The 25942-nt window shown below is 69.8% G+C and carries 22 protein-coding genes and 1 tRNA gene; 16 read left to right on the top strand and 7 right to left on the bottom strand.

Going from position 1 to position 25942, the window contains the following annotated elements; all coding sequences use genetic code 11:
* Window positions 1–118 precede the first annotated feature (118 nt).
* The 3 genes from cysS (at window position 119) to QWI33_RS15280 (ending at window position 5665) form a co-directional block, all read left to right on the top strand.
* On the top strand, window positions 119–1516 hold the full coding sequence (gene cysS / locus QWI33_RS15290) for a cysteine--tRNA ligase (RefSeq protein WP_289958009.1): 1398 nt from the start codon (window positions 119–121) through the stop codon (window positions 1514–1516).
* A gap of 183 nt (window positions 1517–1699) precedes the next feature.
* Complete coding sequence (gene rlmB / locus QWI33_RS15285; RefSeq protein ID WP_289958008.1) at window positions 1700–2710, top strand: 23S rRNA (guanosine(2251)-2'-O)-methyltransferase RlmB; 1011 nt, start codon at window positions 1700–1702, stop codon at window positions 2708–2710.
* 363 nt (window positions 2711–3073) lie between these two features.
* On the top strand, window positions 3074–5665 hold the full coding sequence (locus QWI33_RS15280) for an Hsp70 family protein (protein WP_289958007.1): 2592 nt from the start codon (window positions 3074–3076) through the stop codon (window positions 5663–5665).
* A 130-nt stretch (window positions 5666–5795) separates the two neighbouring features.
* Here QWI33_RS15280 and QWI33_RS15275 read toward each other — a convergent pair whose 3' ends face one another.
* Window positions 5796–6386: a hypothetical protein gene (locus QWI33_RS15275; protein ID WP_289958006.1), complete on the bottom strand. Its 591-nt coding sequence runs from the start codon at window positions 6384–6386 to the stop codon at window positions 5796–5798.
* A 213-nt stretch (window positions 6387–6599) separates the two neighbouring features.
* Window positions 6600–7877, bottom strand: coding sequence for an RNA-guided endonuclease InsQ/TnpB family protein (locus tag QWI33_RS15270; RefSeq protein WP_289958005.1), 1278 nt, complete (start codon window positions 7875–7877; stop codon window positions 6600–6602).
* A gap of 137 nt (window positions 7878–8014) precedes the next feature.
* Here QWI33_RS15270 and QWI33_RS15265 point away from each other — a divergent pair.
* Window positions 8015–8091: transfer RNA gene (locus QWI33_RS15265), tRNA-Thr, on the top strand.
* A 38-nt stretch (window positions 8092–8129) separates the two neighbouring features.
* Here QWI33_RS15265 and QWI33_RS15260 read toward each other — a convergent pair.
* Both QWI33_RS15260 and QWI33_RS15255 read right to left on the bottom strand, forming a co-directional pair.
* The gene (locus QWI33_RS15260; protein ID WP_289958004.1) at window positions 8130–9095 is read right to left on the bottom strand and encodes a hypothetical protein; all 966 of its coding nucleotides are present in this window, start codon (window positions 9093–9095) and stop codon (window positions 8130–8132) included.
* Between the two features lie 244 nt (window positions 9096–9339).
* Window positions 9340–11052 (bottom strand): N-6 DNA methylase, encoded by a 1713-nt coding sequence (locus QWI33_RS15255; protein ID WP_289958003.1) that lies wholly within the window; start codon window positions 11050–11052, stop codon window positions 9340–9342.
* Window positions 11053–11182: 130 nt separating this feature from the next.
* On the opposite strand from QWI33_RS15255, the gene QWI33_RS15250 reads away from it, so the two are divergent.
* Together QWI33_RS15250 and QWI33_RS15245 are read left to right on the top strand one after the other, a co-directional pair.
* Entirely contained in the window at window positions 11183–11791 is a 609-nt protein-coding gene (locus QWI33_RS15250) for a hypothetical protein (protein ID WP_289958002.1), read from the top strand.
* A 301-nt stretch (window positions 11792–12092) separates the two neighbouring features.
* The gene (locus tag QWI33_RS15245) at window positions 12093–12824 is read left to right on the top strand and encodes a hypothetical protein (RefSeq protein WP_289958001.1); all 732 of its coding nucleotides are present in this window, start codon (window positions 12093–12095) and stop codon (window positions 12822–12824) included.
* Window positions 12825–12908: 84 nt separating this feature from the next.
* Here the strand turns inward: QWI33_RS15245 and QWI33_RS15240 are convergent, their stop codons facing one another.
* Together QWI33_RS15240 and QWI33_RS15235 are read right to left on the bottom strand one after the other, a co-directional pair.
* Window positions 12909–13619, bottom strand: coding sequence for a ComEA family DNA-binding protein (locus QWI33_RS15240; RefSeq protein ID WP_289958000.1), 711 nt, complete (start codon window positions 13617–13619; stop codon window positions 12909–12911).
* Window positions 13616–15061: a serine/threonine-protein kinase gene (locus QWI33_RS15235; RefSeq protein ID WP_289957999.1), complete on the bottom strand. Its 1446-nt coding sequence runs from the start codon at window positions 15059–15061 to the stop codon at window positions 13616–13618. The genes QWI33_RS15240 and QWI33_RS15235 overlap by 4 nt, the downstream gene beginning before the upstream one ends.
* 445 nt (window positions 15062–15506) lie before the next feature.
* Between QWI33_RS15235 and QWI33_RS15230 the strand changes: the two genes are divergently transcribed.
* From QWI33_RS15230 to QWI33_RS15215, 4 genes are all read left to right on the top strand, one after another.
* Window positions 15507–16127: a DUF4272 domain-containing protein gene (locus tag QWI33_RS15230; protein ID WP_289957998.1), complete on the top strand. Its 621-nt coding sequence runs from the start codon at window positions 15507–15509 to the stop codon at window positions 16125–16127.
* 36 nt (window positions 16128–16163) lie between these two features.
* Window positions 16164–17276: an adenosine deaminase gene (locus QWI33_RS15225; RefSeq protein WP_289957997.1), complete on the top strand. Its 1113-nt coding sequence runs from the start codon at window positions 16164–16166 to the stop codon at window positions 17274–17276.
* 10 nt (window positions 17277–17286) lie between these two features.
* The gene (locus QWI33_RS15220; protein ID WP_289957996.1) at window positions 17287–18525 is read left to right on the top strand and encodes an amidohydrolase family protein; all 1239 of its coding nucleotides are present in this window, start codon (window positions 17287–17289) and stop codon (window positions 18523–18525) included.
* A gap of 773 nt (window positions 18526–19298) precedes the next feature.
* Window positions 19299–19937 (top strand): class I SAM-dependent methyltransferase, encoded by a 639-nt coding sequence (locus QWI33_RS15215; RefSeq protein WP_353895487.1) that lies wholly within the window; start codon window positions 19299–19301, stop codon window positions 19935–19937.
* 145 nt (window positions 19938–20082) lie between these two features.
* On the opposite strand, the gene QWI33_RS15210 is transcribed toward QWI33_RS15215, so the two are convergent.
* The gene (locus tag QWI33_RS15210; protein ID WP_289957994.1) at window positions 20083–20943 is read right to left on the bottom strand and encodes a dioxygenase family protein; all 861 of its coding nucleotides are present in this window, start codon (window positions 20941–20943) and stop codon (window positions 20083–20085) included.
* Window positions 20944–21024: 81 nt separating this feature from the next.
* Between QWI33_RS15210 and QWI33_RS15205 the strand changes: the two genes are divergently transcribed.
* The 6 genes from QWI33_RS15205 to QWI33_RS15180 all read left to right on the top strand — a co-directional run bounded on the left by QWI33_RS15205 (window position 21025) and on the right by QWI33_RS15180 (window position 25385).
* Complete coding sequence (locus QWI33_RS15205) at window positions 21025–21483, top strand: MarR family winged helix-turn-helix transcriptional regulator (RefSeq protein WP_289957993.1); 459 nt, start codon at window positions 21025–21027, stop codon at window positions 21481–21483.
* A 129-nt stretch (window positions 21484–21612) separates the two neighbouring features.
* On the top strand, window positions 21613–21987 hold the full coding sequence (locus QWI33_RS15200) for a hypothetical protein (RefSeq protein WP_289957992.1): 375 nt from the start codon (window positions 21613–21615) through the stop codon (window positions 21985–21987).
* On the top strand, window positions 21984–23771 hold the full coding sequence (locus QWI33_RS15195) for an alpha/beta hydrolase (protein ID WP_289957991.1): 1788 nt from the start codon (window positions 21984–21986) through the stop codon (window positions 23769–23771). The genes QWI33_RS15200 and QWI33_RS15195 overlap by 4 nt, the downstream gene beginning before the upstream one ends.
* A gap of 78 nt (window positions 23772–23849) precedes the next feature.
* Complete coding sequence (locus QWI33_RS15190; protein WP_289957990.1) at window positions 23850–24422, top strand: hypothetical protein; 573 nt, start codon at window positions 23850–23852, stop codon at window positions 24420–24422.
* Window positions 24419–24994, top strand: coding sequence for a hypothetical protein (locus tag QWI33_RS15185; RefSeq protein ID WP_289957989.1), 576 nt, complete (start codon window positions 24419–24421; stop codon window positions 24992–24994). Before QWI33_RS15190 ends, QWI33_RS15185 begins: the two co-directional genes overlap by 4 nt.
* A complete protein-coding gene (locus tag QWI33_RS15180; RefSeq protein ID WP_289957988.1) occupies window positions 24984–25385 on the top strand; it encodes a hypothetical protein in 402 nt (133 codons plus the stop codon). The genes QWI33_RS15185 and QWI33_RS15180 overlap by 11 nt, the downstream gene beginning before the upstream one ends.
* The last annotated feature ends 557 nt before the right edge of the window (window positions 25386–25942 follow it).

The following is a 25942-nucleotide window of genomic DNA, read 5'->3' as shown; positions in this document are numbered from 1 at the left end:
ACCCGCCTGCGCGTACGGCCCTCCCGCCAGGCCCGGCCCGGTCGCCGATGCCGACAGGGCGCGCGGACACGCGGGCGGGGCGGGGCTCAGGCGTGGCCTGGTTGTTTAGACTTGTCGGGTGAGCCTGCGACTGTACGACACCGGCACCCGATCCGTCCTCGACTTCCAGCCCCGGAAGCCCGGCGAAGTCGGCGTGTACCTGTGCGGCCTCACCGTGCAAGGACCGCCCCACATCGGCCACCTCCGCTCGGGCGTCTCCTACGACGTGCTCATCCGCTGGCTGCGCCGCAGCGGCTACAACGTCACCTACGTGCGCAACATCACCGACATCGACGACAAGATCCTCGTGCGCGGCGAGGAGCAGGGCCGCCCCTGGTGGTCCATCGCCTACGCCAACGAATGCGTGCTCGCCGACGCCTACGCGGCCCTCGGGGCCGAGCCGCCCACGTACGAGCCCCGCGCGACCGGCCACATCACCCAGATGACCGACCTCATCTCGGAGCTCATCGAGCGCGGCCACGCCTACGTCACCGGCGCCGGCGACGTCTGGTTCGACGTCTCCTCCTGGCCGGACTACGGCGAGCTCTCCCACCGCCGCCCCGAGGACATGCTCTCCAGCGCCGAGCCCGGCGCCAAGCGCGACTCCCGCGACTTCGGCCTCTGGAAGGCCCACAAGCCCGGCGAGCCCGCCGACGCCGCCTGGACCTCCCCGTGGGGCCCCGGCCGCCCCGGCTGGCACATCGAGTGCTCCGCGATGGCCCGCCGCTACCTCGGCGACGCCTTCGACATCCACGGCGGCGGCACCGACATCATGTTCCCCCATCACGAGAACGAGCTCGCCCAGTCGAGCGCCGCCGGGCTGCCGTTCGCCAAGTACTGGGTGCACAACGGCATGCTCAACCTCGCCGGCACCAAGATGTCCAAGTCCCTCGGCAACACGCTCTCCATCGGGGCCCTCGGTGAGAAGGGCTTCGGCACCGCGGCCATCCGGTACTACCTCACCGGCGTCCACTACCGGTCCGCCGTCGACTTCTCCGAGGACGCCCTCGGCGAGGCCCGCTCGGCCTGGGAGCGCCTCTCGAACTTCGTGCACCGCGCCGCCGACGCGCTCGGCGCCGAGGCCACCATCGGCGGCTCCCTCGCGCCCGAGTTCACCGCCGCGATGGACGACGATCTCAACACGCCCGCCGCCGTCGCCGTGATCCACGACTCCGCGCGGGAGGGCAACGCCGCACTTGACGCGGGTGACGACGCCGCCGCGGCCCGCCACGCCGCCGCCGTCCGAGCTATGCTCGACCAGCTCGGCCTTGACCCGCTCGACCCGCACTGGGACGACCCGGGGGACGCGAAGCTGACCGGTGCCGTCGACGCGCTGGTGAAGCTCGCGCTCGAACAGCGCGCCGAGGCCAGGGCCCGCAAGGACTACGCGGCTGCCGACCGCATTCGCGATGAGCTCAGCGGAGCCGGCATCACCGTCAAGGACACCCCTCGCGGTCCCGTGTGGACAGTCAACTAGGCGAAGCCCGCCTTGACCTGTGCGCATGTGATGTTGAGTCGGGGCGAACTTGCGAACGTGTGTAAGTGACTCCAGGCGAAGCTTGCGAGCCTGTGTAAATGAGACCAGCGGCCACGCCCGCATGCCTGAGACCTCGGGCAGAGCGGCCGCCGGCGACGACCGAGACCTGGGGAACCGAGACCGATGAGCACCAAGGGTGGACACCCGAACCGCCGCAAGACCTCCAAAGCCGGACCGAAGATCGGCTCCGGCGGCGGCAAGAAGGGCCTGGCCGGCAAGGGGCGCACCCTCAAGGCCGAGGACCGCCCCTGGCACAAGGAGTACCAGGGCGACGACAAGCCCCGCAAGACCCAGTGGAAGCAGTCCAAGGAGCGCGCCAAGGCCGCCTCCGAAGGCCGCACCACCAACATCGGCAAGGCCCGGCCCACCGGCCCCGCGCGCCGCCGCCGCGACGACGAGCCCGAGCTCATCCTCGGCCGCAACCCCGTCCTCGAGGCCCTGCGCGCCAAGGTCCCCGCGACCGCGCTGTACGTGGCCTTCGGCACCGAGCTCGACGACCGCATCGCCGAGTCCGTGCGCCTCGCCGGCAACCGCGACCTCCCCATCAAGGAGCTCGCCCGCCGCGACCTCGACCGCCGCACGAACAACGCCCTCCACCAGGGCATCGGCCTCCAGATCGAGCCGTACGAGTACAGCGAGTTCGAGGACCTGCTGCACATCAGCAAGACCTCCGGCACCGCGCCGCTCCTGGTCGCCCTCGACGGCGTCACCGACCCGCGCAACCTCGGCGCGATCATCCGCTCCGCCGCCGCCTTCGGCGGCCACGGCCTGATCATCCCGTCCAAGCGCGCCGCCTCCGTGACGGCCGTCGCCTGGCGCACCAGCGCCGGCGCCGCCGCCCGCCTGCCCGTCGCCAAGGTCGTCAACCTCACCCGCACCATCCAGGCCTGCCAGCAGGCCGGGTTCATGACCGTCGCCCTCGACGCCGGCGGCGACATCGACGTGTTCGACATGCCGGTCGCGACCGACCCGCTCCTCATCGTCGTCGGCGACGAGGGCAAGGGCGTCTCCCGGCTCGTCGCCGAGACCTGCGACCACATCGCGAGCATCCCGATCGCCGGCGAGGTGGAGTCGCTCAACGCCTCCGTCGCGGCCTCGATCGCGCTCGCCGAAGTCCAGCGCCAGCGCCGCTAGCCGAGCCGGAGACGGCCGCCTGCCCAGCGCGCGCGGCCGTCCCGAACGGTCCGCGCACCGCCTGACACGGCCCGGGACCGCCTGGTGGCGCGGGCCCCGCATTCGACCACAACCGGTCATCCCGTGACCGCGCGATTCGCCGCACCGGACTAACCTGGAACGACCCTGCACGCCCTAGGGGGTGCCTCCGCATCCCCGAGGGCCGGTAGCCGGCCCATTCGCCCGAACGCAGCGTTGCCAGGGTCTTTGCATGCAACACCGGTATGCGAAGGCCCTTCCTCCTTGCGAGCGAACGAATGGACTCGGACACCGACTCGCCGGGAGTCCGGAAACACCCCCTAGCGCCCCCGGAGCTGCAACCACATGCCGGCTGAATACCTCCTGAGCGTCGACCTCGGCACCTCCCACACCGTGGCGGTGCTGGTGTGGCCCGACGGCCGCACCCGGCCGCTGCTCTTCGACGGCTCCCCGGTCATGCCCTCGGCCGTGTTCCTCGACCCCGGCGGCATCATCCACACCGGCCGCGACGCCGAGCGGCTGGCGCTCACCGCCCCCGAACGGTTCGAGCCGAACCCCAAGCAGCGCATCGCGGACGGCACGATCCTCCTCGGTGACCGCGAGATCCCCGTCGCCGCCGCGCTCGCCGCGATCCTCGGCCGGGTCGCCCGCACCGCCATCGAGTCCGTCGGGCACCTGCCGAACACGGTCCTCACGTGCCCGGCCGCCTGGAGCGAGCAGCGCCGCGGCACCCTGCACGACGCGGCCGCCAAGGCCGGGTACCGGCCGGTCAAGATCCTCACCGAACCAGTTGCGGCGGCGCACTACTACACGTCCCGCCTGTCCCACCCGATGCGCCCGGGGCAGGCGCTCGCGGTGTTCGACTTCGGCGGCGGCACCCTCGACATCGCCGTCCTCGAACGCCGCCAGGACGGCTCGTTCGGCGTCCTCGCCGACGGCGGCCTGCCCGACCTCGGCGGCCTCGACTTCGACGCCGTGCTCGTCGCGCACATCGGCGAGACGGTGAGGCAGCGCGACCCCGAGATCTGGAAGCGCCTGGAGAACCCCAGCGGCGCCTCCGAAATGCGCAACCGCCGCGAGCTGTGGGAAGAGGTGCGCGCGGCCAAGGAGATGCTCTCGCGCTCCTCGGTCGCGCCCGTCACGGTGCCCGACATGGCCCAGTCCCTGCACCTGACCCGGGGCGAGCTCGACCAGCTGTCGCGCCCGCTCCTGTCGCGCGCCGTGGGCGAGACCCAGCGCGTCCTCGGCCTCACCGGGCGCCGCCCCGAGCATCTCGCCGGCCTGTTCCTCGTGGGCGGCTCCAGCCGCATGCCCATGGTGTCCAAGGTGCTCCACGAAGGGCTGGGCATCGCGCCCACCGTCCTCGAGCAGCCCGAACTGCCCGTGAGCGAGGGTGCGGCCCTCGCCCTGGCCGGACCCGCGCCGGTGACGCCGCCCGCGCACGTGCCCTCGCCGCCGGTGCAGTCCCCGACGGCCCCGCACTCTTCGCCGCCGATGCGGTCGGGCAGCCTGCCGCCGGTCACGCCGGGCACTGACGAGACGGTCATGCTGCGCCGGGGCGAGCCCGAGAAGCCCAAGCGCCGCATCCGTCCGAAGTGGATCGCCATCGCGGCGGTCGTGGCGGTGCTCGCGATCGTGCTGCCCATCGGCTTCTTCTGGCTCACGAACCCGTACAAGCAGAAGCCGTTCGACGAGGAGCTGGCGCCGGTCGGCGCGGCCACCGCGTTCGGCGCCGAAGCGAACGACAACGTCTACCAGGTGCGGGTCTGGGACGACAGGGCCCTGTTCGCCTACACGACCGCCTCGACGGACGCCAGCGGCGAAGAGCTGCACCTGCGCGCCGTCGAGACCGGCACCGGCAAGCCCCTGTGGGAGAGCGACGTGGTCATCCCGGGCGCGGGCTGGGACGACAGCTTCTACGTCTCCGAGGACCTGGTGGCCTTCTCGCAGGAGGTCGACACTTCGAGCGAGACCCCGTACCGCTTCTACTTCCTCGACTGGAAGACGGGCGACACCCGCAACACGGTGGACAGCGCCGATCGCACGGCCGCCCGCTCGGGCGACCACCTCGTGCTCGGCCCCTTGGGCGGCAACACCTTCACGGTGTACGACGGCGACGGCGAGACCGTCTCGAGCTGGGAGCTCGGGAACGTCGAAGAGGGCGTCACCGTGTCCAACTGGGACCTTGTGGGCACGCCGGACGACCTCAAGGAGCCGTCCATGCGCGCCAACGGCAACGGCCGGGTCTGGGCCGTCACGAGCGACAACGTGGCGCACGTCTACGACCTCGAGTCCGGTGAGAAGGTGGCCTCGAAGGAGGTCGAGACGGTCGAGGACCTGTACTTCGGCTGGGACGACCTGCTGTACGTGGCCGTCGACAAGGAGACCGGCTACGACCTCAACGTCTACGACATCAACGACGGCCTGTCCCGTATGGACGAGGAGACCGTCGAATCGGACACTCCCGCACCGGATCAGGTGAAGGCCTGCGGCGAGAAGCTGATCTGCGTGCGCGAACCCGTCGCGGACGCCGTCGACGTCTACACCTGGCGGATCTACAACCCCGGCAAGAAGGAGATCGTGCACGTCTTCGACGAGGCCGAGTACCGGAACATCACCCCGCTGGGCGACCGCATGATGGTCGAGTTCTACGAGGGCGACGACGTGCGCACCCGGATCTACGACAAGGGCTTCGACGCGGTCGGCAACGACGTGGGCGAGAGCGACTTCGAGGCCATCGACGGCGGCAGCGCCCTCAACTGGCCCGCGTCCTCGGGCTTCAGCGTCAACACCGGCAATGTGATCGGCCTCGGCCGCGACGGCTCGCGCACCTCGCTGTACATCGACCTCGAGGTCTACGCCTGCGACGCGAGCGAGACCCGCCTGGCCTGCCTGACCGCCGAAGGCATGCAGGTCTACTCCTTCAGAGACGCATAGGAAACGGGGCCGCGCCGCCGCATTCAGGCGGCGCGGCCCCGTCTTCCGGTGGTCAGGTGGGGCTCCCAGGTTTCGGAGGGGTCAAAAAGGGGGGGCCGCGGGTTCGGCCCCCGGAGCATGGTCTGACGGCTCAGGCCGAGCGGACGCGGGACCTGCCGCGCAGCCACCACAGGACCTGCAGGAGCGCGCCGAGCGCGGGAAGGCCGAGGAACGCCCACGCGAACAGCTCGTCCTTGGTGATGAAGTCGATGCCCGGATAGTACGAGGTGCCGGAGTAGAGCACCCGCAACCCGATGCCGAGGATCACGCACGCCAGCGCGGCGGCCCCGTACGCGATCCGACGCCCCGGCAGCGGCACGGCAGCGGCGATGAACACCGCCGCCGCGGCGAAGAAGACGACCATGAGCTCGACCGGTGCCGGCCCCTCGTTGAACATCATGTAGGTGAGGGTGGCGAGGTACAGGGCGATGAACCCGGTCAGCAGCGCGCCGCCTTCGGCGAGGTACGTGTCGGCGCGAGGCCGCGGCATCCGCCAGGAGGCCCACAGCAGCCAGGGTGCGGGCAGGGCCAGCAGCACGACGAGCGTGATCGTCGAGACGGGCCCGTTGCTGATGAGGTAGAGCCAGCCGACCAGGAGCGCGGCCCAAATGAGGGGCGCCACAGCCCACATCACGATCGAAGAGCGAGCGCTGCGCTCGACGGTTTTCGTTGGAGTGTCCATGCGACCAGTGTCGCAACCTAAAGCAACTGATCCACTACCAGATTCGTGCCTTCGTTGTAGCTTTCCTACAATCACACCCCCTCGGGTGCCCGCTTCCGCCCACCTTTTTTCTAGGTTTCCACCAAACGGCATGATGAGCTGCAGAGCAGCCCAGTTTTGACGTCCTCTCCGATCAAGCCGGAGACTCCACGCGAGCACTGCTCGCACGGCCACTTACCTCACGGCAGCGGTGGTTACTGCTTCTGTCCGTTCGCCTCCCGGCGATCGGGGTTTCGTGCCGAGCTGGGAGATCCCAGTCTGACCAGCGCTCTGCAGTCGTTTCGACTCTCCGCCTAGCCCAACCGGAGCCGGGCCTTTCCGTCCTGCGGCGAGTACTTCACGCCCGTAGGCGCGAAGATTGCTTTCAGCATTCTCATCTCGATCATGGGTGACGCCGCAGTTCGGACCCGCGCATGTCCACTTGCGGATATTCAAGCCGGCCAACCCTTTTGGCCCGGTCAAGGCGCCGCAGGAAGAGCACAGCTGGGTCGAAGGAAAGTGCCGGTCGACCTTGACGAAGTCGCGCCCGTAGCGGGCCGCCTTGGACTCGATCATCCTCAGAAATTCGCCCAAGGCCTGGTCGGTAGCGAGGCGCCCAAACCGCTGGTGGATCGCCACCACATCCAAGTCCTCGACGTACACCGCTTGGTTCTCGCGGATGATCGCTGTGGACAGCTTGTGGAGGAAGTCCTTGCGCTGGTTCGCGGTGCGCTCGTAGAGCTTCGAAACTCGCAATCGTTGTTTGTCCCAGTTCTTCGAGCCCTTCTTCCTACGACTCAGCACCCGCTGGGCCTTCGCGATCCGTTTTGCCTGTTTCTGGAGGAATCCCGGAGACTCGATTCGCTTGCCGTCTCGTACCACCGCGAAGCAGGACAAGCCAACATCGATTCCGGTGTCCTGATCCGGGTCCCGCGAAGGCAGAGCCTCCCTCGGCACCTCCACTACGAATGAGACAAAGTACTTCCCTGTTGGGGTCTTGATCAAGGTGACGCTGGACGGCTCTGCAGGGAGTTCGCGCGACCAGATGATCCGAAGCTCACCGATGCCGGCCAGGTAGAGCCTGCCGGAGTCTCGCAACCGGAAGGCGTTGCGATTGAACCTCGCTGACTGGCGATGTGAGCGCCTCTTGAATCTCGGTCGTCCCGACTTCGGTCCCGTCCCTTTCCGCCATTTGAAGAACCGGTCGTAGGCCTGGTCGCAGTCGCGCACCGCTTGCTGCAAGGGAACCGGGCTGACCTCGGCGAGCCAGGCGCGGTCGGCTGTCCGTTTTGCCTCGGTGATCAGTTGCTTCTGCAACTTCGCTGAAGACGGGTAGGGAAGGCCTGCGGCAAACGCCGCCTTCCGGGCGGCCACGGCGTCGTTGTAGACCGTCCGCACGCACCCGAAGGTCCGGGCTGCGCGGGCGCGCTCGGAGCCTCCTGGGTGGGCGCGGAACTGGTATCGCAACTGCATGTTAGTAATGATATGCGACAATCGTGCTAAAAACAGTCACACGATCGAGTGATTGTTGGACCGAGCTCAGTCATTTCGGGGTGGCCATGCCGGTCGAGTAGAATCGTCCCGTCGCACCGCGAAAGCGGCGCTGACCAGCCGGTGTAGCTTTAATTGGTAGAGCGCCCGCCTTGTAAGCGGAAGGTTGCGGGTTCGAGTCCTGTCACCGGCTCCATCGCCCGGCCTTTGGCCGGGCTTTTTCCTTGTCCCAGTTCAGCTTTCGGGCGCAGTCCGACGGCACCAGGTCCGGGATTCCGTGCCTGCCATCGAGACGATGAGGGCGAGCGGGACCAGGCTGAGCAGGGCCGGTTTCAGGCCGGGGCCCGGGCCGTCTTCGGTGAGGTTCAGGATCGCCGTGATGATCAGCAGGGCCGTGTACGCCGCCGCGAGGATGAGGGTCGCCCAGCGGGCCCAATTGCGATGGAACGAGAAGCCGATGTTCAAGGCGCCCTGGACGAGTGCGAGCAGCATCGCCGCGCCCGCGGCCCAGGCCGCGCCTGCTTCCGCCATGTCGGCTTCGTCGCCCGCGAGCGTCAGGAGTGCCGTCGCGCCGATGTAGAACGCGATGGCGGTGGCCGTCCAGAGGATGAGGAGCGAGGCCACGACCTGGTGGGGCGGGTGTGCGGCGCTGTCGATCCCGGGGCTGTGGCGGGGCGCGTCGCAGTCGCACCAGTCGCGGGTGGGACGCAGGAGCAGCATGACGAGGAGCATGGCGAGCAGGAGGGTGCCGGCGATGCCGGTGCCCGGGTTCGTTCCGGCTCCGGTGAGGATCGCGGCGGCGAGGACGATCGCGGTCGTGATGGCCACGATGCGGCGGGCCCAGTCGCGGCCGCTGCGGAGTTTGAGCGCGAGGAGTCCGCAGAGGACGGCGACGGCCGTGATGAGGGCCGGTTCGACGAACGCGAGTGGGCTCCAGGCGCCGGCGTAGCGGACGCTCACCTCGAAGGAGGTGGCCACGGCGGACACGAGCGCGACCCAGGCGGCCAGGGCGGTGAGCAGCCAGAGGAGTGCGATCGCGACGAGGACCGTCGCGGGGGTGCGCGGCTTCGGCGGCGTCGCGGCCGGTGCCCCGGGCGGCGTGCCGGTGACCGGAGGCTCCGACGCGCGCGGTTCCGGGGGCGACGCCGCCGCTGGCGGCGCTTCGGACGCAGGCGGTTCTGGCGGCTCGGCTCGGTCCATGCCACGCCTTTCGATGGGCGACGGAACACTGCCGACGTTAAGCCATCCGGCCCTCCTCCACCACCTGCACGAGCATGCCGGCGCGGAGCATGTCTCGCGTTCGGGGGCATGTCGGACCCGTGTGGGAGAGTCGTCGCATTTCTTCGGTTGGTCGGAGGTGGATGCGGGTGGGAAGGGGCATGCCCTATAGCCGGTGCGGAGCTCCGCACACCACGCGGAGGAGCGCTGAACCCCAGGCCCTGCGCTAGTCCTCCACCGTCGCTGTCCCTGCGACCAGGCCCGCCGCGGCCTCGGCCGCGAGTGCTCCCGCCTCCGCCTCCGCCTGGGCGAGGGCGGCGCGCAGGTCTTCCAGCGCCGCATAGGCCGCCCCGCGCCGCTGCTGTTCGGCGAGGGTGAGCCGGGGGATCTTCACGGAGAGCAGGCGCCGCTTGGCGCCGGTCGCGGTGCGCTTGGTCGCGGTCGGGAGGCGGGCCGCGAGGGCGGCGGCGATCCAGCCGAGGTCGACCGTGGGCTCGCAGCTCACCGTCCATTGTGTCTCAATCGCTTCGCTGCGGAGGCCGAGGCGCACCTGCGGCTCGCCCACCGGGTCGACGATGATGCACCTGGCATCACCTTGCGGCCCAATGGGTTCACCACCCGGGACGATGGCCAGGTGGCCGTCGCGTTCGAGGTCGGCCAGGCTCGTCTCGGGGGCGCTCTCCTCGACGCCGGTGCCGAAGCGCGGCAGCTGATGCCGCGCGAGACCCTCCAAGCGCTCACCGAGGCCCGCCACCGATTCCGCCAGGCTCGCGGCGTCCCCGGCGGCGCTGGCGAGGTAGACCGCGGGGGAGATGTCCACGTCCTCGTCCCACAGCCGCATGAGCGGCACGGTGGTCGAGTCGGCGGTGGCGATCGGCGCGTCAGGTGCGGCGGTGAACTGCCGCCAGGCCTCGGCGAAGTCGCCGCCGCCGGAGACGAGCAGCTGGGTCGTCTCACCGCGCGGGGCGAGGATCCAGATGTGCGCCTTGGCCTCCGGGGAGTCGACGACGGCGCGCAGCGCGCCCCAGCGGAGCAGTTCGGAGCGGATGCGCCGCCCGGTGCGGCGGTGGGCCACTTGGGCGGGCATGCGTACGACGGCGTGGCCGCCGGGGGCGAGGAGCGCGACGCAGTGCAGGGCCCAGGCGAGTTCGGGTTCGGTGCGCGGCGGGGTGCCGTAGGCGAGGCGCGGGTCGTCGCCGACCGCGTACTGGTTCGCGCCGCCGTCCTTGACGTTGAAGGGCGGGTCGCAGACCACGAGGTCGTACCGTTCGCCCGGTACGGCCTGGAGGAGTGAATCGCCAACGCGCGCAACGACTTCGGCCGTATCGTCGAGGAGTCGCAGGCGCTGCTCGGCGATCGCGGTGCGCGGCGCGGAGAGGTCCTGCCCGCTGAGGACGCGGCAAGGCCCGGTGCGGCGGGCGACCTCGGCGAGGAGGTCGCCTTCGTCGCAGGCCGGGTCGTGGACCGCGGGTCGCGCGATGCCCTGGGTGACGGCGGCGGCGATGTCGGCCAGGGGCGCGATGCCCGGCGGCACGCCGGTGCCGGCGGCTTCGCGGGCGCGTTCGATGAAGAACTCGAACAGGGCCGAAGCGGGGGTCTCGCTTTGCAACGCCTTGAGCTGCTCGGCGATCGCGGGTTCGCCGCCGCCGAAGGCCGCTGCGACCGCGCCGAGTGCGGCTTCGGCGGTCGGGTGCGTCCCGGCGAGGGTGAACCAAAGCCGGTCGGCGCCGGTGACGTCGAGTGCCCGGCCGTGCCGTTCGGCCCACTGCTCCAGGTCGTGGAGGGCGAACCGGGGACGCCGGGACGATTCGTCCAGGGGCGCGGGGAAGTCGGTCTCGCGGCGGCGCCAGTTGCTGACGGCGTTGCGGCCGACGCCCGCGAGTCGGGCGAGGTCGGTCAGCGTGATGGTCTCGCCGGGACCGGCGTCACGGGTGGTCATGGGGCTCCCCTGTCTGGATTTATCGAATCGTAACCCACCCCGCGTTGCGGAGGCTCGACACAGTCCACTAATCTCGTGAAGTGAGTTCACAAGACTTGAACTACGAACACCACTCCACAGAAGGTAGACCATGAACCTCGAATTCCCCGAGATCTCGAAGCGCCTCCTCGCCGCCTCCGGCGCCGGCCTCATCGCCCTCGCCGCCCTCTCCGCGTGCGGCGCCGAGGACACCGGCTCGGGTGACACCACGAACGCCGCCGAAGAGGCGGGTGCCGAAGCCGAAGCCGAAGCCGAGGCCCCGGCCGGCGACGGCACCAGCCCTGAAGCCCCGCTCGCGGCGGGCGCCACCCTCGAGGTCGGCGACTGGAGCGTCACCGCCTCCGAGGCCACCCTCGACGCGACCGACGCGATCCTCGCGGCCGACGAGTTCAACGCCGCCCCGGCCGACGGCTTCCAGCAGAGCCTGATCACCCTCGAGGGCACCTACAACGGCGCCGAGACCGGCTCGCTGTGGCTCGACGTGACCTTCGGTGTCTGGGCCGACGGCACCTTCTACGACAGCATCGACTGCATGAACACCGTCGAGAACGAGATCACCCTCGTCCCCGACGTCTCCAGCGGCGGCACCTCCACGGGCTCGGCCTGCGTCGAGGTCCCCGCGGGCGCCGACCAGTACCTCCTCTACTTCGAGGACATCCTGAGCCTGGACGGCACCCAGTACTTCGTCGAGATCGGCTGAGTACCCGCAGGCCGGAGGACGCGGTGACCATTGGGCGGAACCCGCGTCCTCCTTTGCGCCCCAAGCCATTCCGGGAAACGGCCGAGCTTCCTGGCAGCTTGACCGAATTGCAACCGTTGTGATCCTCGCCATGAAGCCCGGTACACAGCCCCGTGGTGGACGCAAAACCCCAGGTCAGTGACGTGACGAGCGGCGAGGTGACGATCCCTGCCGCCTCGGTAGTTGAGGCCCTCCCATATCGTCGCGCTGAATTCCCTAGCGCCGCCCCACCCGATGGGCGGTGTCCCACAGAAAGCAGCACATGAACCTCAACTCCGAGACCTTCGGTCCCATCCGCCGAATCCTCGCCATCGGCGGCGTCGCCCTCGCGGGCAGCGTCGCCCTCACCGGCTGCGGCATCCTCGACGACGCCGCCTCCGACAGCACGACCGACAACGAGGTCAGCAACGAGCAGGTCGACGCCGTGGCGGACGCCAAGGTCGGCGACTGCCTGCCCCAGGAGATGATCAGCACGGGCGACACCTTCGCCGTCGAGTGCTCCGACCCGACCGCGTTCTGGACCATCACCGCGATCGAGGCCGACCCGGGCCTGACCGCCAACACCGAGGGCTCCAGCCTCACCGACCCGCAGCCGATCTTCGACATGTGCGGCGAGACCGTCGGCGCGCAGGTCCCCGGCGCGACCTGGACCGACTGGAGCATGATCTACGACCAGACCACGTTCGCGGTCGACTACATCTTCTGCGTCGAGTCCAACGGCGTCCCGAGCTCCCTGGGCACCAACCCGGTGGTCCCCTCCGCCGGCGAGTGCTTCAACTCCATGGCCGGCGAGTTCCAGTACGGCACCCTGCCGTGCGACTCGCCCGAGGTCGACTCCACCGTGGTCGACGTGGTCGAGGTCGACCCCGCCGAGTGGATGGGCGCCGACGCCAACGCTGAAGCCATCGCCGCGGACTGCTCCGGCGACTACACCGCGTACCTGCCCGCAGTCGACCAGTTCGGCCGCACCGCCGCCGTCTACTGCCTCGCCTAACGGCGACTGACGCGTTCGCGCGGCGAACGCCCGGCCCCGAGACCTCGTCTCGGGGCCTTTCGCTTGCCTACGGGCCCGCCGCCCTTACGGAATGAAGACGCAGTACTCGCGCAGATGGTGTTCGAAGCTCGGGCTGATCTCGATCACCAGCATGACCTCGCCGAGGCTGCCGAACGGCCCCGACTGCGCCACCCAGTCCTGGATCTGCCGCGCACTGCGCTCGGTGACCCCCGGCAGGGTCATGAGCGCCGGCAGCGGGGCGTGGTTGAGGTCGACGAGGCCGCCGTCGTCGAACTGGCGCGGCAGGTCCGGCCGCCCGATCCCGAGCCGCTTGGCCAGCATCGGATCCGCCTCGGCGGTGCGGCGGGCCTGCTCGCGCAGCTTCCGCGCCCGGTCCACGACCTCCATGCTGGACAGCCGTGCCACCGGAACCTGCAGCCGCGCGGGCGGCGCCCACACCGCCGCGCGGATCACCAGCAGGTGCGCGGTGGCACCCAACGCGCACAAGGCCATCGATACGGCGAAGAGCGTGAGGGCCCACGCCGGAGGCGGATCGTCGGAAGCGAAGACCGCGAAGCAGCTCGCGATGATCAGTGCCGAATAGGCGACCAGCGCCCACAGCGTCGGGTTGTCGCGGCGCCTGCCGAGCGCCAGCCCGAACATGATCGGGGCGGCGTATCCGCAGGTGAGCAGGGGTGCGAATGCCCAGAGGTAGGAGCCGATGAGGGCGAGGCGGCGCCGGTTGCGGGTCTTCACTTCGTCGACGGGCGGGGTGTAGGGACCGAGGGCGGTCATCGAGGGGGACTCCCAGGCGTGGCGGCGGGCGGCACCGGCCACGCGGGACCCATCGGGGACGGAACGGACCAGGTCCGCAGCAGCCGTTCGGCTTCGATGGTATCGGCATCGGCGGGGCCGAGTGCCGCGGCCATCTCGTGAACCACAGTGGTCAGCTCGCGGTGCGCCTCCGGGGCCCGGCCGAGGACGGCGAGCAGCTCGGCCGCGATGCGGCGCGACCGCAGCGTGGAGCGGGCCCGGTCGCCTTCGAGGCGGCGCTGCCGTTCGATGACCCTGGTGAGTCCGGTCAGGGCGCTGGCTGCGTTGCCAAGGGCGGCAAGGCATTGCGCGGCGCGCATCTGGCAGTGCAGGGCGAGTGCGGGGTCGGGGCTCTCGAAGTCCTTGGCGAGGGAGCGGAACGCGGAGAGCGCGCCGTTGTAGTCGCCCATGCCGAAGGCGCGGTCGGCTTCGGCGATGCGCTCGCGTCGGTCCGGTGGGGCGGTGACCGCGCTCTGCGAGGCGGCGAGGGCCGCGACCCGGGCGGGGGCGAGTGGGGCCCGGAACGGCCAGGTCGGGTCGCCGCAGTCGTGTGCGGGCACGGTTGAGGAGGGTGCTGTGGAGGCGGTGAGGAGCGCGGCGAGTCGCAAGTGGACTTGGGCGGCGTCGGAGCCGCGTTCGGCGGGCTCCTTGGAGAGCAGGCGCGAGACGAGGCCGTCGAGTTCGGCGGGCAGGTCGGGGCGGTGGCGGCGCACGGGGTCGGGCAGTTCCTTGAGGTGCGCGGTCTGGACTTCGTAGGCGGAGCCGCGGTCGGCGAAGAGCCGCTCGCCCGTGGCCATCTCGTAGAGGAGCGCGCCGAGGGCGTAGAGGTCGGCGGCGGGGCCGGCGGGTTGGGCGCGGATCTGCTCGGGGGCCATGTAGTTGAGGGTGCCGGGCTTGTCGCCGGTCATGGTGAGGCGGGAGACGTCGGGTTCGAGGACGGCGGCGATGCCGAAGTCGACGACGTGGACGAGGCCTTCGGGGCCGACGATGATGTTGGCGGGCTTGAGGTCGCGGTGGACGACCTGCTTGGCGTGGGCGGCGGCGAGGACGGAGGCGAGTTGCGCGCCGATGGCGAGGGTCCAGTCGCCGGGGAGGGCGCCGGTCTCGTCGAGGAGGTCGCGGAGGTTGAGGCCGGGGAGGTAGGCCATGACGAGGTAGAGCTCGCCGGAGTCCTCGTCGAGTCCGGCGTCGAAGATGGCGGGGACGCCGGGGTGCTGGATCTGGGCGGTGACGCGGGCTTCGCGGCGGAAGCGGGCGGCGGCCTCGTGCCGCTGGGGGCCTTCGAGGAGGTCGGGTTTGACGACTTTGACGGCGACTTCGCGTTCGAGGTGGAGGTCGAGGCCCTGCCAGACCCGGCCCATGCCGCCGGCGCCCACGGGCCGGACGAGCCGGTACCGGCCGCCGAAGACCTGGGGAGTGCTCACGGTACAAGCATGCCCGGCGGGTGTCCGGTCGCGAAGGCCGGACCCTCGGGGAGGCGAGGGTCCGGCCTTCGGGGGCCGCGGGGGCCCGCCTTCTAGACGCCGTCCGATGTGACCGGAGTTGCCCGTGCTTTCGCCGGATCGTGTCGAACCCGTCCGTTCATCGTCGAACGGGTGTCGAACGGGCTTGGTTACCGATGAGTTCACTTCGCCCCGGGGGACACTTGCGACTCACGCGCGGTAGGAGTGAAACACCTGCGTAACACGTAGATAGAACCTTAAAGATTTCGTCTGCCCACGTTGACTCCGGCATGTGGTGGACGCTACAGTTCTTCACAATCACCCTTCCTAGTGAACGCGCATTCACCCCCACCGGTGAACCCCAAAAGTGGTAGGGAGCCCTATGCCGACGGCGATCTCAGACCAGCGAAGCGTTCGACTGCGCACAGTGGACGGACTCGGCGCGCTCGGCATACCGGCGCCCCCCTCGCAGTTCCCCCTCCCGTTCCCCGCCGGCCAGCTCCCGCGCCTGCGCCCCCGCGGCCACGTCGAAGCCCGTGCCGCGATCCTCAACATCGTCCAGGCCCGCGTCTTCGACATGCCCGAGGAACTGGCGATGCGCTGGCTCCTCGACGCGCACGTCCTGGACCACCTCTCTCCGGACGAATGGGGCTTCATCGCCTGCGGCCGAGGCGAACGCGCCCGCTACGCCGACCAGCTCGAGAGCCTCTACACGATCTCGTGGCTGCTCGGCCTCGTCGACCACCTCGACCCGGCCGTGCCCTGCAGCGAGGAACTCCCCGAGCTGCTCCCTGACCTGCGCCGCCCGGAGACCTTCGGGGCCTGGCGCGACCGCCAGCTCACCCCCACGCGCGACCCGGCCGTGATCGCGGAGATGCTCGACCTCTACTACTGCCTCGACTGGGTCTGCGACCAGGCCCGCCGCGCCGGGCAGGCCCCGCCGCGCGGGGTGGACGACAACCTGGTGTGGCACCGCCGCTGGGCCCTCGAATGGGCCGTGGTCTTCGCCGACGAGCGGCCCGTCCACTGGGACGAAGTGCGGCTGTGAGACAGGCACGCGAAACCGGTTGACTATATTCATGGGATGAATTCGTCTGCACCGTTCAGCAACGCGCTCACCCACGAACAGCTCCGCGCCGCCCCGAAGGTCGTCCTCCACGAGCACCTCGACGGCGGCCTGCGCCCCGAGACCATCATCGAGATCGCCGACGAGATCGGCCACACCCTTCCCGCGCAGAACCCCGAAGAGCTCAGGGCCTGGTTCTTCGAAGCCGCCGACTCCGGCACCCTCGAGCGCTACCTCGAGACCTTCGCGCACACCGTCGCCGTCATGCAGCGCGCCGACGACTGCTTCCGCGTCGCCTCGGAAGCGGCCCAGGACCTCGCGAGCGACGGCGTGGTCTACGCCGAGCTCCGCTACGCCCCCGAGCAGCAGCAGCTCGCCGGCCTCAGCCTCGAAGCGGTCGTCGAGGCCACCCTCGCCGGATTCAAGGACGGCCAGCAGCGCGCCGCCGAGAACGGCAACCCCATCGAGATCCGCACCATCCTCTGCGGGATGCGCCATGCCAACCGCACCAAGGAGATCGCCGAACTCGCGGTCGCCTTCCGCTCCGACGGCGTCGTTGGCTTCGACATCGCCGGCGGCGAGATCGGCAACCCCGCCCAGCACCACCTCGAAGCCTTCGAGTACCTGCGCCGCGAGAACATGCCGTTCACGATCCACGCGGGCGAATCCTGCGGCCCCGAATCGATCTGGGGCGCGGTCTCCGTGTGCGGCGCCAACCGGATCGGCCACGGCGTGCAGCTCATCAAGGACATCGACCTCACCCGCGACGAGCCGCAGCTCTCGGATCTCGCCCACTACATCCGCGACCGCCGCATCGCCCTCGAGATCGCGCCGTCGTCCAACCTCCAGACCGGGGCCGCCGACTCCCTTGAGACGCACCCGATCAGCGTGCTGCACAGCCTCGGCTTCAACATCACCGTCAACAACGACAACCGGCTCATGAGCCGCACCGACACCTCCCGCGAGTTCCAACTCCTCTCGGAGACGTTCGGCTGGGGCTGGGCCGAGGTCGCGCGCTGCACCGAGAACGCCATGATGGCCTCCTTCCTGCCCTACCCCGATCGCCTCGTCATCCTCGACGAGGTCATCCGTCCCGCCTATGGCGCGCTGGGCTCCACCAACGCTGAGTAAGCTCGGTTCCATGCACGTTTACACCGCCCCTGTCGTCGTCCCCATCGCGGACGAGCCGATTCGCGAAGGCGCGGTCGGGGTCGACGACGGGCGGATCGCCTACGTCGGCCCCGCCGCCGACGCCCCCGAAGCCGAAGCGACGACCGCCTTCGACGGCGTGCTCACCCCCGGACTCGTCAACGCCCACACCCACTTGTGCTACTCCGCGTTCGCCGACATGTACGGCAACGAGAAGGAGTTCTTCGAGTGGATCCAGGACTTCGCGCGCCGCAACCCCACGACCGCCGACGACGCCTGGAAGGCCTCCGTGCAGCTCGGCATCGACGAGTCGATCGCACACGGTGTCACGGCGGTGGCCGACGTCGTCACGCCCGCAGCCGGTTTCGAGCCGCTCTTCGCCTCGGACCTGGCCGGGGTCGCGTACTGGGAGGCGTGCTTCATCGACGGCGCCCGCTGGGAGGGCAACCGGAGCGCGTGGCGCGAGATCGTCACCGACAGCCGCGCCGTCAACAACTCGGACGTCGCGGTGGGGATCAGCCCCCACACGCTGTACACGCTGGGCACCGAGGTCGGCAAGAGCCTCGCGGAGCTCGCGCGCACGCTCGACATCCGGCTCCACCCGCACCTGGCGGAGACCATGCACGAGGACATGTTCGTGCGCCGCGGCTCGGGCCCGTTCGCGTTCATGAACCGCCGCGCGGGCCTCTCGCTCGAGATCGCCGACGGCGGCACCGGGACCTCCCCGGCCGCCCACATGGAGAAGGTCGGCTGGCTCGGCGCCGACTCCCATGTCGCGCACGGCGTCCACCTCGACAAGGCCGACCGGGAGATCCTGCGCACCCGGGGCACCGCGGTCGCGCTGTGCGCCCGCTCGAACGCCCGCCTCGAAGCGGGCGAGCCGCCTGTCGCGGCCTACCGCGCCGAGGGCAACACCGTGGCGATCGGCACCGACTCGCGCGCGTCCTGCCCCGACCTGGACGTCGCCGCCGAATGGCCGCTGCTGCGCAAGCTCGCACTGGCGCAGGGCGACGGCGGCGAAGGCCTGAACGAGTGGCTGGTCCGGGCCGCCACCGAGGGCGGCGCGAAGGCCCTCGGCCGCGCCGACATAGGGGCGATCAAGGTGGGCAACCGCGCCGACCTCGCGGTCTTCGACGTGGACACCGAAGGCGACCCGTACGCGGCGCTCGTCAACGGCGCCGGCGGCCACTGCTCCGCGACGGTGCTCAAAGGCAGTCTCATCCAGCGGTAAGCCGTGAATAACGCTTCGATCTCGTCACTTGTCGATCGGGCCCGCAAGCGCGATGCTGAATAAGGCCTGAACGCAGGCTGGACGACTTCCTTCACCGGAGAGGCTCGCCTCTCTGTGTATCCCCTGGAGAAGGCGGGGCGCGCATGCGCGCCCCGCCGTTTTTTCGCATTCCGACCTTGCAAGCCGCCCCTTTGCAGGCCGCCCGCTCAAGCTGGACACCGACCCGCAAAACGGTGCAACCTGCGGTTATCCGACGAACGCATACGAGTGCATCGCTCTCTGTGAAAACCGGCACGCCATTGCTATCGGAAGGGTTACACGGGATAACGGTTCGGCTTCATAGATCGACATCACAGCTTCCATGCGTCAATGTGGTCGTGTAGCGCAGGCCGCACTCGGGGGATCTCTCAGCGTCATCCCAGCCGGGGTCGACACCGGTCCGCGCTCATGACGAACCGAACGCGACAAGGAGGCGCCATGGACCGCTCACTCGAGCGCACCGCATCGCCTTCCGGTGCGCCCCAGGCGTTCCCGTCGATCCATCGCGAGGTTCTCTCTCCAGCCTTCCTCCAGGGCGAGCGAGCGGCTCCCTGCTCCCTCAGGGCCGCCCGCGCCGCGTTACCCCGCGCGCGTCCGATATAACCCCTTGATCCGCCGGGGCCCACACCGACAGGGCTCCGGCGGATTTTATGTTTCCCGTGTGCAAGGCTGTGCGAGTGATCGAGGCGAACGAAGCGAATACCCCGCGTAAAGAACCCGGCCGCATCGCGGCGATGTTCGACCGGGTCGCGCCGGGCTACGACCGCACCAACACCGTGATGGTCGCCGGGCAGGACAAGCGGTGGCGCAAGGCGACCCGCGAGGCGCTGAGCCTCCAGCCGGGCGAGCGCTGCCTCGACCTCGGCGCGGGCACCGGCGTCTCCACCGCCGAGCTCGCGAAGTCGGGCGCCGACGTCGTGGGCGTCGACTTCTCCCTCGAGATGCTGAAGCACCACAAGGACCGCCAGGTGCCGCTGGTGAACGCCGACGCGCTGCGCCTGCCGTTCGCCGACGACGCGTTCAACGCCGTCACCGGCTCCTTCTTCATCCGCAACGTCGTGGACCTGGACGCCTGCCTCACTGAGATCCGCCGCGTCCTCGCGCCCGGCGGCCGGATGGTCCTGTGCGAGGTCTCCCAGCCGGTCTGGAAGCCCTACCGCAAGGCCCACGGCGTGTTCGTCAAGCACGTGCTGCCGAAGGTCGCCTCCCGCGTCGCCTCCGATCCGGAGGCGTACCAGTACCTCTCGGACACGACGATGGCCTGGCCCGACCAGGCCGAGTTCGCCGACCGCATCGTCAAGGCCGGCTTCCGGAAGGTCGCCTGGCGCAACCTCGCCGGCGGCGCCGTCGCGATGCACCGCGGCTTCAAGTAGCGGCACGGCAGGCAACGCGCAGCAGACAGAGGTGCGCCGTCCGGCCGCATGGTGGGTGCGGCGCGGACGGCGCGTGCGGGCCGGGATTTGACGATCACCTACCCGCGGTCTGAGGGCCTGCCCCGTGGCCGGGCCCCAGAAAAGTTCAGTTGAGCTGGAACGAGCGCTTCGAAAGGCCCAGCCAGTACCCGTCGATGACGGTGGTCGCGGCCTGCTCCTGCTCGCTCGCGGCACCGTAGGTCACGAACAGCGGCACGTAGTGGTCCACCGTCGGGTGCGCGTACGGCATCCCCGGCGCCTGCGAGCGGTACCGCGCCAGCTCCTCGATGTCACCGCGCGCCAAGGCGTCCGCGACCCAATCGTCGAAGTCCGCCGACCACCCGGGAATCTGGTCGGGGCGGTGGAAGTCGATGAACGGCAGGCCGTGGGTCATGAACCCCGACCCGACCACCAGGTAGCCCTCCTCGCGCAGCGGCCGCAGCCGCGCCCCGATCGCCATGAGGCGGTCCGGGTCGTGCGTGGGGATCGACATCTGCAGCACCGGCACGTCCGCATCCGGGTACATGACCTTGAGCGGCACCCACGCGCCGTGGTCGAGGCCGCGGCTCGCGTGCTGGTGCAGCGGTTCGGTGTCGGGCATCGCCGCGGCGACCCGGCGCGCCATCGCGGTCGCGTCCGGCGTCTCGTACCGCATCTTGAAGTACCGCTCGGGGAAGCCCCCGAAGTCGTACACGAGCGGGGTCCCGGCCGCGGGGCTGGAGATCATGAGCGGCGCGGCCTCCCAGTGGGCCGAGACGATGAGGATGCCCTTGGGTCGCGGCAGGCGCTGCGCCCAGGCGAAGAGCTCGCCCATCCACGCGGCTTCGTCGAACAGCGGCGGCGCGCCGTGGCTCAGGTACAGCGCTGGGAGGGCGCCGTCCTCGGGCGCCCAGTCGCGCCGCTCGGCCGCGGCGGGCGCGGCGTCCGCGAGGAAGGCGTCGAATGCGGCGCCGGGTCGACCGGACATCATCACTCCTGAATCGTTGAACCTTCAACGAACCTAGCGCGGGATTCTTGATGTATCAAGTAGTCCAGTTAAGCTTGTTGCATGAGTGATGAAGCGCCCTGGCTCGACGAAGCGGAGATGACGACCTGGCTGGCGCTCATCGGCGTGGTCATGCGACTGCCCGGAGCCCTGGAAGTGCAACTGCGCCGCGACGCCGACCTCAACCACTTCGAGTACTGCGTCCTCGTCGGCCTCGAACACGCCGAAGGCGGCACGATGCGCATGAGCGACCTCGCCTTCCTCTGCAACGGCTCGCTCTCCCGCCTCTCCCACGTCGCCCGCCGCCTCGAGAGCGAAGGCCTCATCGAGCGCTTCGCCTGCCCCGACGACGGCCGCTCCACCCTCGCCCGCCTCACCGACGCTGGCCGCGAACGCCTCGCCCAGGCCGCACCCGGCCACGTCAAGCTCGTCCGCAGCCTCGTCTTCGACGAGCTCGACGACGCCGAGATGCGCCAGATGGGCGAGCTCGCCAAGCGCGTCCTCGCCCGCATCCAGGCCTGACACGCAGACTCAAATCTGGCTGTAGTTGCCTCGGGTCGTTATAGTGAGCGAAAGATTCGTTCCTACCCCCGAGGACTCGAACCATGCCCCCTGCCCCCCTGGTGACCCCGCCCTACCCGAAGGCCGCCCATGGCGGGCGCTGACGTCTTCGCCATGGACCCCGACGAGGTCCGCAAATCCGTCGAGATCCTCTTCGAGATCGAAGCCGAAGCCGACGGCCAGGCCACCGCCATGGCCACCGCCAACACCGAAGCCGCAGGCCCCCTCAAAGACGCCGCCACCGCACTCGGCCCCGCCCTCGAAGCCGCCGGCGAATGGTGGCAGGTCCACCGCGCCGGCGGATTCTGCGGCCTCGTCGGCAACACCGGCGAATACCTCGCCGTCTGCGCCGAGGAAGCCGTCGAGGTCGACGACTACAACGCCGGCACCTTCGCGTCCGTCGCCGGCGACCTCTACCCCGAGCGTCCGGGCGCGAACACCTCCTCCCCGCCGGTGCGCCCATGAGCGAAATGACCTGGGAGCACCTCCGCGACCTCGACTGCGGCGCCGTCCGCGCCCTCGGCGAATCCTGGAAGACCTACGTCGACCAGCAGCTCGCCCACACCGAGCGCCTGCGCACCGACGTCATCGAAGGCCACCTCAGCACCGAGCACTACGAGTCCGACACCGCCACCCAGGTGCGCGACCACATCGGCATGACCGCCGACCGCTACGAGGACGACCTCTCCGACTACGCCAGCACCCGCATCGCCACCACCCTCCTCGAAGCCGCCGACGCGTTCGAGAAGGAGCAGAACGAGCTCAAAGAACTCATCCCGCTCATCGAGCAGCACGACTTCGACATCGAAGGCCCCCACCGCGAGTACGACGTCAACCTCTCCGGCGGCCTCCACCGGGCGATCCTCAGCCTCAACCCGCCGCAGTGGCTCTGCGACATGTGCGGCGTGAAGAAACCCGACGGCTTCTGGGACGTCGACACCCTCAAGATCCTCTTCGACAGCGTCGACCTCTACGGCACCGCCATCGGCCTCGCCGGCCAGTACCAGGACTGGCTCCGCGCCGTCATGTCCCGCGCCCACGACGCCGACGACGAAGCCGCCGCCGCCCTCTCCGAGATGCGCGAGAACCCCACCGAACTCCCGCCCCACCTCGGCGCGACCTACGACGACCTCGTCGACGACTACAAGGAAGGCGTCACCGAAGAGGTCGCCGACGAGGCGAAGGCCATCGCCGAAGGCACCTCCGGCATGTCGCCCGAACAGGTCAACCAGTGGTGGGAAGGGCTCAGCGAATCCGAACGCCAAGCCCTCATCGAGGAGCACCCCGAATGGGTCGGCCCCGTCGACGGCATCCCCACCGAATCCCGCGACACCGCCAACCGGACCGTCCTCGACAGGGACATCGAAGGACTCGACACCCGGATCGCAGCCAAAGAGCAGGCGCTGCAAGGCCTGGACCCGGAGTCCGAGGAGTACGAGCAGGCCAAGGAGGAGCTCGACGGCCTCAAAGGCGACCGCGACGACCTCGCCGCCCTCCAGGACCGCATCACCGACGACGACGGCACCCCCGCCCTCGCCGAAGGCCCCGAACCGCAGCAGCCGTACTACCTGCTCGGCTTCGGCACCCAGGACAGCGGCCGGGCGATCGTCTCGATCGGCAACCCCGACACCGCCGACAACGTCAACACCCTCGTCCCCGGCACCACTGCGAACCTGGCCGGAGCCGGCGGCCTCCTCAACCGCGCCGAGACCATGCAGAGCGACGCGCAACTCAACTCGCCCGGAACCGCGAACGCGACCATCGCATGGCTCGGCTACGACGCCCCCGACACGATCGTTCCCGAAGCCATGCAGGAGCGATGGGCCGACGGCGCGAGCGAAGACCTCGAGAACTTCACCCAGGGCCTCAGCGCCACCGGGCAGGAGCACACCAACCACACCCTCACCGGACACTCCTACGGCACCACCGTGATCGGCCACGCCGCCACCAAGGACGGCATCGACGCCGACAACCTCGTCTTCGTCGCCTCCCCGGGCGTCGGCACCGACACCGCCAGCGCCCTCGGCGTGGACGAGGACAACGTCTGGGCCACCAGGAACTCGCTCGACCCCATCCATCTCACCCCGGACTTCCTCCACGGGGCCGACCCCACCGGCGACGACTTCGGCGGCAACACCTACCACAGCGACACCGGCGCCTGGAACGCCAACAACCACAGCACCTACTGGGACGACACCAACATGGCCGGACGCGAGACCCTCGCCGACATCGCCACGGGCCAGCGATGACGCGCGCCCTGACCCGGCTCCCGGCGGCACCGCGCCCTCGCCGCCCTGCCGCCGGTCCGCAAGATCCTGGAGGACTCCATGGACCACCCGCCTGAACCGCAGTACACGCAGGCCGAGGCCTACGCGCCCATGGAGGCCGCGGCGGCGGACGCCGTCGCCGTGCTCCCCGACTTCCCGGGCTTCAAAGAGCGCATCTGGGGTGAGCTGCCCGCGACCCACAACGGGATCGACGTGCAGGGGTTCACGATCGTCGAGATCACCTACGTCTTCTCGCTCCCCGACTCCGCCACGCCGCTGGTCCGCGAGACCTACCTCGACGTGCTCCGCGAGCACTGGACCGCGCTGGGCTACACGATCACCCGCGACGCCGTGAAGGAGAAGCCCGACCGCGTCGACCGCAGCCTGGTCGCGATCCGGCCCGACGGCATCGCCCTCTGGTACTGGGCCGTGGGCTACACCGTGCTGCGAGTGCAGTCCGGCCCGGTGACGGCCAGCGATCACGACACGATCGAGTACGTCCCGCCCACCGGCGGCGTGAGGCCCGGCGGCCGGTACGACAAGGTCGGCAAGTACTTCCCCGAAGGCGTCCCGGTCGACCGCGACGCGGTGGACCCGTTCGACTCGCCCGATTCCTACGAGGACTCGTTGTGACCCGCAGTGCAGTCGGGCTCGGCGCAGCGGCCCTCGCGCTCGGAGCGACCGCCTGCACGGGACCGCAGGTGAACGAGGAGTTCAACGACACCGAGGCGCTGGCCGCGATGGAGGGATTCGTCGCGGAGTCGATCGCGGAGCTGGAGGACTTCCCCGGATTCGGGGCGCGGCTCGTCGACCTCGAGGAGTGTCTGCACGGCGTGGACCGCAACGAGGTGCTCGACGGACACGACACCGTCCACCTCTCGTACGTGTTCCCCGAATCGACCTGGGAGGACCCGCTCGTGCGGGAGACCTACCCGGAGGCGCTGGCCGAGTTCTGGAAGGCCGAGGGCCACGAGGTCGAGGTCGACCGCGACGATGCGGGCGCCGTCTCGCACGCCAGGGCCGTCCGCGAAGACGGCATCGGCCTCAACTACGTGGTCTGGGGCCAGGTCTCCATCGAGGTCTCGCTCGGCGGCGGGCCCGAATGCGTCGCGGTGGACGAGAACTTCACGGTCCCCCCGCCGCTCGGCGGCGTCCAGCCCGAACACGACAGCATCCCGGAAGGCGCGCGAGTCGATGGTGCATGAACGGGGCCCGGAGCGGCGGCCGGTGCCGCCATGGACTGCGATCGTCGCGGGCATCGGTCCTCCTCTCTACTGCTTCGTCATCGCCGGGCTGCTGATCTCGATGGGAGACGTGCAGGACTTCGGTGACATGGGAGCGGTCGGCAGGCCCCTGCTGGTGATCGGGGCCGTCGAGCTCGTGCTCTCTTTCGGGGTCTGGTTCGGGTCGCGGTTCCTGTGGTGGGCTGCGGTGATCGCGCATGGCGCGGTCATTCCACTGCTGCTCATCGCCCAGGTCTTCAACATCGGCGGCATGTGGGCCTACGCGGCCTGCATGGTGGTTCCAGCGGTGTTGACGATGCCGTTCCTCCTGCTGCCGCAGACCAGGCGCTGGTGCCAGGTCGGCGCACTCTGAATGCGGGCGGCGGTGAGCAGGTAGAGCCGGTTCGGTCGACTGCACCCGCTGTCTGACGGGGTCGCCATGGACGTGGTGTCGGTGCTGCCGGGTCGAGTCCTCAATTGCTCAACCTGGCGCATGCCGATCGCGCTGGCGGGTCTGGCTGGGGTTGAAGACGCCTCCGAGTGAGGTGCTTCCTTCTGGTGAGGGTGATCCGGACCAGGATCGTCCACCCAGTCACGGCCCATCGGGGGCGCGGACAGCTGCGGGCGATGGCACGGGGATGAGATCTGGAACCCCCGATGGGGGCTGAGTGCCTCGAAACAAGTCGGTTTGTCGGTTCGGCCAGAGGCTTGGCTTAGTCTGCTTACACCAGCCCCGACACCTGTACAAATTTCCTATCCCTGTACGTACCTCAAGTATCCCTCGAACAGCCCCCGACCGTCATCACCCACAGGCGTACAAGATCCTCACATTCCGCCCCGGTCCCACTGCGCCGCAAGCCAAGACGCCCGCGTTCGCGAGTCGCCACCCCGGCCCCACCGCGCCACCGCACCGCAAGCCAAGACGCCCCC

The organism is Glycomyces tritici (assembly GCF_030403505.1).
This window is presented reverse-complemented; position numbering and strand designations above follow the sequence as displayed.